9 protein-coding genes are annotated in these 13,281 nt (G+C 38.8%); 8 read left to right on the top strand and 1 reads right to left on the bottom strand.

The annotated features are described in order from the left end of the window. Position 1 precedes the first annotated feature (1 nt). The 7 genes from NSQ59_RS16985 to pyrE are packed head-to-tail and all read left to right on the top strand — an operon-like array spanning position 2 to position 8,606. The gene (locus tag NSQ59_RS16985; protein WP_055740478.1) at positions 2-1,288 is read left to right on the top strand and encodes a dihydroorotase; all 1,287 of its coding nucleotides are present in this window, start codon (positions 2-4) and stop codon (positions 1,286-1,288) included. Then, complete coding sequence (locus NSQ59_RS16980; RefSeq protein ID WP_055740477.1) at positions 1,285-2,376, top strand: carbamoyl phosphate synthase small subunit; 1,092 nt, start codon at positions 1,285-1,287, stop codon at positions 2,374-2,376. The genes NSQ59_RS16985 and NSQ59_RS16980 overlap by 4 nt, the downstream gene beginning before the upstream one ends. Continuing rightward, positions 2,369-5,581, top strand: a complete 3,213-nt coding sequence (carB, locus tag NSQ59_RS16975) for a carbamoyl-phosphate synthase large subunit (protein ID WP_055740476.1) — start codon at positions 2,369-2,371, stop codon at positions 5,579-5,581. The genes NSQ59_RS16980 and carB overlap by 8 nt, the downstream gene beginning before the upstream one ends. Continuing rightward, entirely contained in the window at positions 5,578-6,357 is a 780-nt protein-coding gene (locus NSQ59_RS16970; protein WP_340832347.1) for a dihydroorotate dehydrogenase electron transfer subunit, read from the top strand. Before carB ends, NSQ59_RS16970 begins: the two co-directional genes overlap by 4 nt. Next, a complete protein-coding gene (locus NSQ59_RS16965; protein WP_055740474.1) occupies positions 6,354-7,277 on the top strand; it encodes a dihydroorotate dehydrogenase in 924 nt (307 codons plus the stop codon). Before NSQ59_RS16970 ends, NSQ59_RS16965 begins: the two co-directional genes overlap by 4 nt. Then, entirely contained in the window at positions 7,264-7,977 is a 714-nt protein-coding gene (pyrF, locus tag NSQ59_RS16960; RefSeq protein ID WP_055740473.1) for an orotidine-5'-phosphate decarboxylase, read from the top strand. Before NSQ59_RS16965 ends, pyrF begins: the two co-directional genes overlap by 14 nt. Before the next feature lie 2 nt (positions 7,978-7,979). After that, positions 7,980-8,606, top strand: coding sequence for an orotate phosphoribosyltransferase (gene pyrE, locus NSQ59_RS16955; protein WP_055741254.1), 627 nt, complete (start codon positions 7,980-7,982; stop codon positions 8,604-8,606). A gap of 27 nt (positions 8,607-8,633) precedes the next feature. On the opposite strand, the gene NSQ59_RS16950 is transcribed toward pyrE, so the two are convergent. Continuing rightward, a complete protein-coding gene (locus NSQ59_RS16950) occupies positions 8,634-10,352 on the bottom strand; it encodes an Rqc2 family fibronectin-binding protein (RefSeq protein ID WP_055740472.1) in 1,719 nt (572 codons plus the stop codon). Between the two features lie 226 nt (positions 10,353-10,578). Here NSQ59_RS16950 and NSQ59_RS16945 point away from each other — a divergent pair, with 226 nt between their 5' ends. Then, positions 10,579-13,257: a cation-translocating P-type ATPase gene (locus NSQ59_RS16945; protein WP_055740471.1), complete on the top strand. Its 2,679-nt coding sequence runs from the start codon at positions 10,579-10,581 to the stop codon at positions 13,255-13,257. Positions 13,258-13,281 lie beyond the last annotated feature (24 nt).

The raw sequence follows: 13,281 nt of genomic DNA, 5'->3' as shown, positions 1-13,281 counted from the left end.
GATGAATTACTTATTGAAAAATGGGATGATCTTAACAGAAAATGGTGAAATGCAAAAATCAGATATTCGTATTAAGAGCGGAAAAATATATGAAGTCGGTACTCATTTAGAGAATCATGGAGAAAAAGAGATTTCTGCAGACTCCTATTTAGTTACTCCCGGTTTTCTAGATTTACATATTCATTTGCGTGAACCAGGCGGAGAGCATAAAGAAACGATTGATACTGGTACATTAGCGGCTGCAAAAGGCGGGTTTACCACCGTTGCGCCAATGCCAAACACAAAGCCCGTTCCTGACACCCCAGAACAGATGGAATGGCTGCATAAACGTATTAAGGAAACAGCCCACGTTCGAGTTCTGCCATATGCATCGATCACCATGAACCAGGCTGGAGACGAACTTACGGATTTTGCCGGATTAAAGAGAGCGGGTGCATTTGCATTTACAGATGATGGAGTAGGCGTTCAAACCGCTTCTGTCATGCATGAAGCGATGAAGCGTGCAGCCGCACAGGATATGGCCATTGTTGCACATTGTGAAGATAACTCCTTGATTTATGGAGGAGCATATCATGAAGGAGAGTTTACAAAAAAACATGGAATTTCCGGAATTCCTTCCATCTGTGAATCTGTACAAATAGCCAGAGATGTGCTGCTTGCTGAATCAACAAACTGTCATTATCATGTTTGCCATATTAGTACAAAAGAATCGGTCAGAGTGGTAAGGGAAGCAAAGAAGGCAGGGATTAAGGTAACGGCAGAGGTCACGCCGCATCACCTATTGCTTTGTGATGAAGATATTCCATCATTGGATACAAATTATAAAATGAATCCGCCGCTGAGAGGAAAAGCGGATCAAAAAGCATTAATCGAAGGACTATTAGATGGAACCATTGATTTTATTGCAACGGATCATGCTCCTCATGCAGCAGAGGAAAAAGCAAAAGGATACGCCTCAGCACCATTTGGAATTGTTGGATTGGAAACAGCTTTTCCGCTGCTTTATACAAACTTTGTAGAAAAAGGGATCTTTACATTAAAACAGCTTGTTGATTGGTTAACGATTAAACCAGCAGAAAGCTTTAAGCTGCCATATGGAACGTTAAAGATAGGCGCAAGCGCAGATATTATTTTACTAGATTTACAGAATGAAAAAACAATTGACCCAGCACAATTTTTATCAAAAGGTAAAAACACGCCATTTACAAACTGGAATTGTAAAGGATGGCCAGTAGCTACATTTGTAGATGGAGAATTAAAATGGTCTGACGGAGGTGCGTTTGAATGAAAAGACAATTAATTTTGGAAGACGGAACAGTATTGGTAGGAAATGCATTTGGAAGTGAAATCGAAACAGTGGGTGAAGTTGTTTTTACAACAGGGATGACTGGATACCAGGAAACCATTACAGATCCTTCCTTTTGCGGTCAAATTGTAACGTTAACCTATCCTTTAATCGGTAATTACGGAATTAATAGAGAAGACTTTGAATCTATTAATCCTGCTATAAAGGGTTTAATCGTTAAGGAAGCAGCAACATACCCGTCAAACTGGCGTAATGATATCAGTATCCATGAGTTTTTAGAACGAAAAGGCATTCCAGGTATTGAAGGAATTGATACCCGTAAGCTAACTCGTATCATTCGCAAATATGGAACATTAAAGGGTGCTATTTGCTCAACTAAGGAGAATCCGGAAGAAGTTATTGAACGTTTAAAACAAATAGAACTTCCTATAGATCAAGTAAAACAAGTATCTACTAAGAATCCTTATCCAAGTCCGGGAAGAGGACATAAAGTTGTCCTAGTTGATTTTGGTTCGAAGCATGGTATTTTAAGAGAATTAAATAATCGTGATTGTGATGTAACCGTTGTTCCATATCATACAACCGCTGAGGAAATTCTATCTCTTCACCCAGATGGGGTTATGCTATCCAATGGACCTGGGGATCCAAAAGATGTACCAGAAGCTATTAACATGGTCCGCGATTTATTAGGGAAAGTGCCTTTATTCGGAATTTGTTTAGGGCATCAATTATTTGCTCTAGCATGCGGTGCAGACACCTATAAATTGAAATTCGGCCATCGTGGTGCAAATCATCCTGTTAAAGATTTAAAAACAGGCAAAGTGGTCTTTACTTCTCAAAACCACGGATATGCCGTCGATGAAGCATCTATTCAACATACAGATTTGGAAATTACCCAGATTAATTTAAATGATCAAACGATAGAGGGGCTTAAGCATAAGAAATACAGTGCATTTACAGTTCAATACCACCCAGAAGCCTCACCTGGGCCGGAAGATTCTAATGAGCTTTTTGATGAATTTTTAAAACAAATGGATCAATGGAAAGGTAGTGTGAAGCAACATGCCTAAACGTACAGATATTAACAGTATATTAGTAATCGGATCCGGTCCGATCATCATCGGTCAAGCAGCAGAATTTGATTACGCAGGGACGCAAGCTTGTTTGGCATTAAAAGAAGAAGGATACCGTGTTATCCTTGTTAACTCCAATCCAGCAACCATTATGACAGATACAGAAATTGCGGATGTTGTTTATATTGAACCATTGACACTTGAATTCGTTAGCCGAATTATCTGTAAAGAAAGACCAGATGCTATTCTGCCAACTCTAGGGGGGCAGACGGGATTAAACATGGCAATGGAGCTTCATAAAGCGGGAATTTTAGAAGAATGCAAGGTGGAAATTTTAGGTACAAGACTATCCGCCATTGAGCAAGCAGAAGACAGAGAGCTTTTCCGTCAGCTTATGAATGACTTGAAGGAACCAGTCCCAGAAAGCGAAATTGTTCACACATTAGAGGAAGCAAAAGCCTTTGTAGAGCAAATTGGCTATCCTATCATTGTTAGACCTGCTTATACATTAGGCGGAACAGGCGGCGGTATTTGCGAAAATGAACATGAGTTAGAAGAAATTGTCAATAGCGGATTAAACAATAGTCCAGTGCACCAATGTTTAATAGAAAAAAGTATTGCCGGATATAAAGAAATTGAATATGAAGTAATGCGTGATGCAAATGACAACGCAATTGTTGTTTGTAACATGGAAAACATTGATCCTGTAGGAGTACATACAGGGGATTCCATCGTAGTTGCACCAAGCCAAACATTAAGTGATCGAGAATATCACATGCTTCGCAATGTATCTTTAAAAATTATTAGAGCATTAGGAATTGAAGGAGGCTGTAATGTTCAGCTTGCATTAGATCCAAATAGTTTCCAATACTACATTATTGAGGTTAATCCTCGTGTCAGCAGATCGTCTGCCCTTGCATCCAAAGCAACTGGATATCCAATCGCAAAGCTGGCAGCAAAAATCGCAGTCGGTTTAACACTGGATGAAATTATGAATCCTGTAACCGGAAAAACATATGCATGCTTTGAGCCTGCGCTTGATTATGTAGTAACAAAGATTCCACGCTTTCCATTTGATAAATTCGAATCTGCTAATCGCCGCCTTGGAACACAGATGAAGGCAACAGGGGAAGTAATGGCCATCGGCAGAAACTTCGAAGAATCTATATTAAAAGCAATTCGTTCTTTAGAGAGCAATGTGTATCATTTAGAACTGCCAGATGCAGAAAAGTTTGATATGGAAGTGATCGAAAAACGAATCCGAAAAGCAGGGGATGAAAGACTTTTCTATATAGGGGAAGCTATCCGCAGAGGCGTATCCATCGATGAGATTCATGCTTGGTGTAAAATTGATCTATTCTTCTTAAATAAAATCGAAAAGATAATTCAATTTGAAGCAACTTTACAGCAAGCACCATATGATACTGAATTAGCACATGAAGCGAAAAGACTTGGATTTTCCGACTATATACTAGCAAAATTGTGGAATGCAACGGAGAAAGATATTTACAAATGGAGAAAAGACAATCAGCTGTTGCCTGTATATAAAATGGTAGACACATGTGCAGCAGAATTTGAATCAGAAACTCCATATTATTATGGAACCTATGAAGAGGAAAATGAATCCATTGTAACAAATCGAAAAAGCGTTGTCGTACTTGGTTCCGGACCAATTAGAATCGGTCAGGGAGTGGAATTCGATTATGCTACGGTTCATTCTGTTTGGGCCATTCAAGAGGCAGGATATGAAGCAATTATCATCAATAATAACCCGGAAACTGTCTCCACTGACTTTAGTATATCGGATAAATTATATTTTGAACCTCTTACAATTGAGGATGTTATGCATATTGTCGATTTAGAAAAGCCGGAAGGGGTTATCGTACAATTTGGCGGTCAGACGGCTATTAATCTAGCACAAGCATTAGTAGAACGCGGTGTGAAAATACTGGGAACATCACTAGAAAGTCTTGATCAAGCAGAGAATCGTGACAAATTTGAGCAAGCGTTAATGGAGCTTAACATTCCTCAGCCTTTAGGAAAAACTGCATTTTCTGTAGAGGAAGCAGTGAAAATTGCAAGTGAAATCGGATATCCAGTATTAGTTCGGCCATCTTATGTTCTTGGTGGTCGTGCAATGGAAATTGTGTACCATGAAGCAGAATTGATACATTACATGACAAACGCAGTGAAGGTAAATCCTGAGCATCCAGTCCTTGTCGATCGATATTTAATAGGAAAGGAAATTGAGGTGGATGCCATTTCAGACGGTGAAAAAGTATTAATTCCGGGGATTATGGAGCATATCGAGCGGGCAGGCGTCCATTCAGGAGACTCCATAGCTGTTTATCCGTCACAAAGTATTTCCTTAAAAATGAAAGAAAAAATTGTCGAATATACGACAAAGCTTGCGAGAGGTTTAAAAATAATTGGATTGCTTAATATTCAATATGTTATTTCAGATGATGAGCTTTATGTAATAGAGGTTAATCCAAGATCAAGCCGGACAGTGCCGTTTTTAAGTAAAATTACAAATGTACCAATGGCTAATCTTGCTACAAAGGTCATATTAGGAATTCCATTACCTGACTTAGATTATGGAACTGGTTTGGTTCCTGAAAAAGAAGGCGTCTTTGTAAAAGTTCCTGTATTCTCATTTGCGAAGCTTAGAAGGGTAGACATTACACTTGGACCGGAAATGAAATCAACTGGAGAAGTAATGGGCAAAGATACCACCTTGGAAAAAGCATTATACAAAGGTCTTGTTGCAGCGGGGATGAAAATTCAAAACTATGGTACGGTTCTCTTAACGGTAGCTGATAAGGATAAAGAAGAAAGCCTGGAGCTTGCAAAACGATTTGCAAATATCGGTTATACACTACTTGCTACAAGCGGAACAGCGAACTTTATGAAGGAAAATGGAATAAAAGTGGATATTGTCGATAAAATCGGCGCAGATGGGGAAACCCTTCTTGATGTGATCAAAACTGGCAAGGTGCAGCTTGTGATTAATACATTAACAAAAGGCAAGCAGCCTGAACGTGACGGCTTCCGTATTCGCAGGGAGGCAGTAGAAAACGGAATTCCTTGTCTAACATCATTGGATACAGCTGAAGCCATTTTAAGAGTGTTAGAATCGATGACATTTTCAACAGAGCAAATGGCTCCCGCACAAAGAGAGAAAGAGAGTGTACTTGCATGATCAGACAAGAGGACATGACAATTGTTTCGCAAAAATTAATTGCCTCAAATATTTATGAACTTACTTTAAAAGGGGATCTTGTTGAGGAAATGGAACAACCGGGGCAATTTGTTCATATCCGTGTACATCAACATGTTTCACCACTTTTACGAAGACCAATCAGCATAGCGGCTATACGGAAGGATCTGCAAACGGTCACTTTAATTTACCGTGCAGAAGGCGATGGAACTTCCCTATTAGCAAAAAGCAGGAGCGGTGACAAGGTAAATGTAATGGGGCCATTAGGGAATGGCTTTCCGATTGATGACTTGGGAAAAGGACAAGTTGCATTGTTGGTAGGCGGAGGGATTGGGGTCCCTCCCTTATATGAACTATCTTTGCAGTTAAGAAACAAAGGGGTAGAAGTAATCCATGTCCTAGGGTTTGAATCTGTCGAAAAATCGTTTTACCTTGATCAATTCTCTGAATTAGGGAAAACCTTTGTAGCTACTGTAGACGGGTCCTTAGGTACAAAGGGTTTTGTTACGGATGTAATAGAAAAAGAAAAAATAGATTTTGAATGTCTATATTCATGTGGTCCCCTTCCGATGTTAAGAGCTTTGGAAGAAAGGTTTGCTACCAAGAAAGGTTATATATCTTTAGAGCAGAGAATGGGCTGCGGAATTGGAGCTTGTTTAGCGTGTGTATGTCATGTGGCGAACGATCCCACAATGAAAAAATATCAAAAAGTATGCAGTGACGGACCTGTTTTCAGAATGGGAGAGGTGATGATATGAATCCATTACAAATAGAATTACCTGGTCTCTCCTTAAAAAATCCCATTATGCCTGCATCAGGATGCTTTGGGTTCGGAAGAGAATACAGTCAATTTTATGATTTAAGTATGCTTGGCGCTATCATGATTAAGGCGACTACCTATGAGTCCAGATTCGGAAATGCTACGCCAAGAGTAGCTGAAACACCGGCGGGAATGTTGAATGCAATTGGTTTACAAAATCCCGGGCTGCAAGGGGTACTGACAAATGAACTTCCTTGGCTGGAACAATTCGATGTTCCGATTATCGCTAACGTTGCAGGTTCACAAGTAGAGGACTATGTAGAGGTTGCGAAGGAAATTTCAAAGGCACCAAATGTAAAAGCACTTGAATTGAATATTTCATGTCCAAATGTTAAAACGGGTGGAATTGCTTTTGGTACAATACCAGAAGTTGCTAGAGATTTAACAAAAAAAGTGAAGGATGTATCTGAGGTTCCCGTTTATGTGAAATTATCGCCAAATGTGACAAATATTGTAGAAATGGCTAAAGCAGTTGAGGATGCAGGTGCAGATGGATTAACGATGATTAATACTTTACTTGGGATGAGAATTGATATCCGTACCGGTCGCCCAATACTGGCAAATCGGACAGGTGGATTATCAGGACCAGCCATTAAGCCTGTTGCGATTCGAATGATATATGAGGTAAGTCAGCAAGTGAATATCCCAATTATTGGTATGGGCGGAATCCAACATGTGGATGATATTATAGAGTATTTTTATGCCGGTGCAAGTGCTGTGGCAATTGGAACTGCCAATTTTGTAGATCCTCTTATATGTCCGACATTAATTAAGGAACTGCCCGAAAAATTAGCGGAATTAAAAATCGATCATATTTCTGAAATAGTCGGAAGGAGTTGGAAAAGTGAAGTCATTTAAGCCGATTATTGCTCTAGATTTCCCAAATGAACAAGAGACACTCTCTTTTTTAAACCAGTTTCGAGAAGAAACACTTTACGTAAAGGTTGGAATGGAGCTTTACTATCAAACAGGTCCTAGTTTAATAGAACAATTAAAGAGTAGAGGACATCAGATATTTTTAGATTTAAAGTTGCATGATATTCCGAATACCGTTTACAGTGCGATGAAAGGGCTGGCGAAATTAGGGGTTGATATGGTCAATGTGCATGCTGCAGGTGGTGCTAATATGATGAAGGCCGCTCTTTCCGGATTAGAAGAAGGTACAGAACATGGGAAAGAGCGCCCTCTATTAATTGCTGTTACACAGTTAACCAGCACAAGCGAAGAGCAAATGAAGACAGAACAATTAATAAATACTTCACTGAATGAATCAATCCTTCATTATGCAAGACTTACTTTTGATTCAGGCTTAGATGGAGTTGTCTGTTCCGCATTAGAAGCGAAAATAATCGATCAGCATATTGGTTATCCGTTTATAAAGGTAACTCCTGGAATTAGACTTCACGGCGATAATCTGCATGATCAAAAGCGGGTAGTGACACCTGAAAAGGCTCGTGAATTGGGATCAAGCGCCATTGTTGTAGGCAGATCTATTACAAAATCGGATAATCCATACGAGACCTATATGAGCATAAAGAACACTTGGGAGGCAAAATAATGATGGATAAAAAATTAGTCGAGCAATTACTTGATATTGAAGCTGTTTTCCTAAGCCCTAATGAACCATTTACCTGGTCTTCCGGAATCAAATCCCCTATCTACTGTGACAATCGCTTAACATTGTCTTACCCACACTTGCGAAAAGAGATTGCTAAGGGATTAGCGGAAAAGATAAACATGCATTTTCCTAATGTAGATCTCATTGCTGGAACTGCAACTGCAGGAATTCCTCATGCCGCATGGGTAAGTGATTTAATGGAACTGCCTATGTGTTATGTACGTTCTAAAGCAAAAGGCCACGGAAAAGGAAATCAAATAGAGGGTAAGGTAGAAAAAGGACAAAGGGTTGTCGTGGTAGAGGATTTAATATCAACAGGCGGCAGTGTTATTACCGCTGTCCAAGCACTGCGCGAGGCAGGCTGCGAAGTAGTTGGAGTAGTTGCTATTTTTACTTATGAGCTTGAAAAAGGTAAACAACAATTAAATGAGTTCAACATAGAGCACCATTCTTTAACCAACTATTCCACACTATTAGATGTTGCGTTAGAAAGAAACATTATAACGGAAAATGATTTGGATACTTTAAAAGCATGGAGGAAAGACCCAGGTTCTTGGGGGAGTAATTAAATATAAAAAAGGTCAAAAGGCGTAAACTTATGCCTTTTGACCTTTTTTCATTTTCATAACCCTTTCGCTATCTGGAGTAACAAAAACGGTTTGCTGATGTTCATATGTTACAAACCCGGGTTTCGCTCCTGCAGGTTTTTTGACATAGCGTATTTTTGTGAAATCAACTGGTACAGAACTGGAATCCTTCGCTTTACTGTAATAAGCAGCAATCACTGCAGCCTCCAGAATTGTATCATCTGATGGATTTTTACTGCGAATGACAACATGTGACCCGGGAATATCCTTCGTATGCAGCCATATTTCATCTCTTGCGGCCACTTTATTTGTTAAATAGTCGTTTTGTTTATTATTTTTACCGACTAGTATTTCCGTGTCATCCGAAGAAAAATATTTTTCTAAAGAAATTTTCGGAAGCTTATTTTTTTGCCCTCTTTTTTGTTTTAGCTTCATATAGCCTTCTTCTGCCAGTTCCAGTCTAATTTCTTCAATGTCTCTCGGAGCAGCCGATTCAATTTGCTGTAACAAGCTTTCAAAATAAAGAATTTCTTTTTCCGCTATTTCAATTTGTTCCTGCACAACAATTAAAGCATTTTTTGCTTTCTGGTACCTTGAGAAATAACTTTGGGCATTTTCGGACGGTGTCTTTCTAGGATCTAACGGAATAAGTTCCGTTTTTCCATCTGCATCATAGTAATTTACGACCTCAATTTCCTTCATGCCTTTTGCAACTAAATATAGATTAGCTGTCAATAGTTCTCCATATAATTGAAATCGATCCGCATTTTTTGCATCATTTAAGGTATCCCTAAGTTTATCTATCTTCGTTTCATTTTTTGAAATCTCATTTTTAATAAAACGTTCTAAATCATGTGCTTGCTGCTTCACTCTGTCTCGTTCGGCTTTGCCAAAATAAAAATGATCCAACATGATACTTAAAGTTGGGAATGTCTTTATTTCACCATTCAAAAAGGAAATGGGAAAAAGATAAAAGCTTTCTTTTTCTTTTCCAGTTATGATAGTCGGCTCATAATGATGTTTTTTTAGAATAGACATTACATCGATAAAAGCAGCCGGCAGAGTCAATCTGTTTGCTATTTTTGCCCTATGTATGATTTCAGAACTAAGAAGTGGTGAGATTCCTGAAAAGTGTTGGACAAGCTGTTTATCCAATCTTCCGTTATTAAAATCAATTACACGTTGAATATCCGCTTCGGAAGATTCCAAAGGATTCTGCTTATTTTGTTCAGGCGGCAGTTTATATTCCGCTCCCGGCAGAACAACCCGGTAACTGTTTACGCTTGAGGAGACATGCTTGATGCTATCAAGAATCATATTTCGTTCTTTATCAACAAGAATAATATTGCTATGTCTTCCCATTATTTCCACATATAACTTTTTATAAGAAATATCACCGATTTCATTTCTTCCCTTTATTTCGAAAACAATGATCCGATCTAAACCAATTTGTTCAATCTTCTCAATGTTATAGCCTTCGAGATGCTTTCGTAACAGCATGCAAAACATAGGCGGCTCTGGTGGGTTATCATATTGTTCTTCTGTGATTTGAATCCGTGAATGACTCGGATGTGCGGAAAGCAATAGTTTGTAGTTTCTTCCTCCTGATCGAATAACCATGATAAGTTCGTTTTTATAAGGTTGATGAATTTTGTTGATTCTGCCCCCAAGTAATAGATCTGTAAGCTCTTTAGTCATTGCCCTTGTGAATAATCCGTCAAAAGACATTGTTAACATTCCTCTACCATTAATTTTATTAGCTTATTATATCATTTTTTTGGACGAGTCTGAATATGCTTGCTAGGAGAGGTTGTTCAAAAAGAAAAAACCAATTCCTTATTATGCTTACCGAACGCCCGACATTGCTCCAAGAGAGTCGAGCCATCAGCATTTCTAATTCTTATTGAACACGGATAAGACAACTTCTGTTCAGTTAGGGGAGAGTGTGATTTGAATGATGTTCCATGAAATGAAAGAAAAAGATGTGGAAAAGGTTTTAAACACAAATGTTAAACATGGATTAACACAAAAAGAAGTAGAAAAGAAGCGAAAACAATTTGGGTGGAATGAGCTTGACGAGGGAGAGAAGCAATCTGCCTTATTGCTTTTTTTCAGTCAGTTTAAGGATTTTATGACTCTGGTATTACTTGGTGCGACGCTTGTATCCGGTTTTTTAGGAGAGTATATTGATGCAATCGCCATTATCGCAATTGTGCTAATTAATGGGTTTTTGGGATATTTTCAAGAAAGAAAGGCAGAAAAATCATTACAAGCACTGAAGGAAATGTCGGCCCCTCAAGTTACAGTTCTTCGTGATGGGAATTGGACAAAAATCATGTCACGTGAAGTAGTAGTCGGAGATATTATGAGATTTTCATCTGGTGATCGAATAGGTGCAGATTTACGTATTTTTGAGGCTAATAATTTGGAAATTGAGGAATCTGCTTTAACGGGAGAATCGATTCCATCAGCTAAAAATACAGAAATAATTACGAAAAAAGATGTTGGTCTTGGCGATATGAACAACATGGCCTTTATGGGAACCATGGTTACTAGAGGAAACGGAATTGGTATTGTCACTGGCATCGGGATGAAAACAGCTATGGGTGAAATTGCCCATATGATTCAAAATGCAGATGTAATGGAAACCCCTTTACAAAGAAGGCTTGAGCAATTAGGAAAAATACTCATAGTTGTTGCATTGCTTCTTACTTTATTGGTGGTAGTGGTAGGAGTTGTCCACGGACATGATCTATATTCGATGTTTCTAGCTGGTGTATCTCTTGCAGTTGCGGCAATACCGGAAGGACTTCCGGCAATCGTAACCGTTGCCCTATCGCTTGGCGTTCAAAGAATGATTAGGAAAAATGCCATTGTTAGGAAGCTTCCAGCAGTTGAAACACTTGGGTGTGCATCCGTTATTTGTTCCGATAAAACCGGGACAATGACTCAAAATAAAATGACTGTGACACATATTTGGAGCGGAGGCAAATCATGGAGTGTATCAGGAACAGGATATTATCCTGAGGGTGGATTTTACTTTAAAGACAATGAAATAAAACCTCAAAATGAAAAAAGCTTATATCAACTATTAACCTTTGGATTACTTTGCAACCATGCAGAACTGAAAGCTAGGGACAAAGATTTTTACCTTGATGGTGATCCTACTGACGGAGCTCTATTAGTTTCGGCAATGAAAGCAGGTTTAACAAGGGAATCTTTGCAAGGTCAATTTACAATCGAAAAGGAATTTCCATTTGACTCCAATCGGAAAATGATGAGTGTCGTTGTTCGGGATAAAAATAATCGCAGATTTGTCATTACAAAAGGTGCACCTGATGTATTAATTGGACTTTGCGAATCTGTTCTTTGGGAAGGAAGACAGGTATTATTTCACTCAGAATACATGACACAAACGCAAAGAGTCATTGAGGAACTTGCTGGAAAAGCATTAAGAAATATAGCGATTGCCTTCAAGCCTTTAGATAATCAAATCGATATACAAAGCGAAGAAGAAGCCGAAAAAGATTTAATATTTATTGGTTTGCAAGGAATGATTGATCCGCCAAGACCAGAAGTGAAGCAGGCGATTAAAGAGTGTAAAGAAGCAGGAATTAAAACGGTTATGATTACTGGAGATCATGTAATCACTGCAAAGGCTATTGCGAAGGAGCTTGGGATTCTGCAAACTAATTCAAAGGTTTTGGATGGTCAAGCACTCAATAATATGAATGTGGATGAATTAGAAGATATAGTCGACGATGTATCCGTATTTGCGAGAGTATCTCCTGAGCATAAATTAAAAATCGTCAAGGCACTTCAAAATCGCGGACATATTGTTGCCATGACAGGTGATGGTGTGAATGATGCCCCTGCCATTAAGTCAGCTGATATTGGTATTTCCATGGGTATTACCGGAACGGATGTAGCGAAAGAATCATCTTCCCTAATCCTTTTAGATGACAATTTTGCCACTATAAAAGCGGCTATCAAGGAAGGACGGAATATTTATGAAAATATTCGCAAATTTATCCGTTACTTGCTTGCTTCAAATGTCGGTGAAATTTTAGTTATGTTATTTGCGATGATTCTTTACTTACCATTACCATTGGTGCCAATTCAAATTTTATGGGTGAACTTAGTTACGGATGGACTGCCTGCAATGGCCCTTGGACTTGATCAACCTGAAGATAATGTGATGAAACGAAAACCTCGTCATCCAAAAGAGGGTGTATTTGCAAGAGGATTAGGATGGAAGGTAGTTTCAAGGGGATTTTTAATCGGGATTGCAACGATCATTGCGTTTATAACAGTATACAGGCAGCATTTGGATAACTTGGCATATGCGCAAACCATTGCCTTTGCAACCCTTGTATTAGCTCAGCTTATTCATGTATTTGACTGTAGAAGTGAGCGCTCCATTTTTTCCAGGAATCCATTTGGCAATTTGTATCTAGTAGGAGCAGTTCTTTCTTCCGTAATCTTAATGCTAGGGGTTATTTATATACCATCATTGCAGCCGGTATTTCACACTGTCCCAATCATCCCAAGGGATTGGTTGTTGATTTTAGGAATGAGCTCCATTCCAACATTTATGTTAGCAGGATCACTTTTCGTGAGAAAAAAGGAATAATGTATGTTATACTAAGAAGAGTAA

Origin of the sequence: Margalitia sp. FSL K6-0131 (assembly GCF_038008735.1) — a bacterium.
In the GTDB taxonomy this organism is placed as follows: domain Bacteria; phylum Bacillota; class Bacilli; order Bacillales; family Bacillaceae_C; genus Margalitia; species Margalitia shackletonii.
This window is presented reverse-complemented; position numbering and strand designations above follow the sequence as displayed.